This window comes from Citrobacter sp. TBCS-14 (assembly GCF_005280805.1).
GTDB classification, from domain to species: Bacteria; Pseudomonadota; Gammaproteobacteria; order Enterobacterales; family Enterobacteriaceae; genus Citrobacter; species Citrobacter gillenii.
In genome coordinates, this window is the sequence record NZ_SZWM01000791.1 from 1 (window position 1) to 219 (window position 219).

Annotated in this window: 1 protein-coding gene; it reads left to right on the forward strand. The window is 53.0% G+C overall.

The genetic code is table 11. From position 1 onward, the window contains the following. Positions 1 to 219: glutaminase (locus FDX22_RS21345; RefSeq protein ID WP_186805408.1), on the forward strand; the 219-nt coding region annotated here is incomplete at both ends.

Consider the following 219-nt stretch of genomic DNA (forward strand, 5'->3'; position numbering starts at 1 on the left):
AGATCCTTCCGGTCACCCGTTTAACTCGCTGGTGCAGCTGGAAATGGAGCAGGGTATACCGCGTAATCCCTTTATCAATGCCGGGGCATTGGTGGTTTGCGATATGCTGCAAGGTCGCCTGAGTGCGCCACGGCAACGAATGCTGGAAGTGGTACGTGCATTAAGTGGCGTTTCAGATATTGCTTATGATACGACGGTGGCACGCTCTGAGTTTGAGCA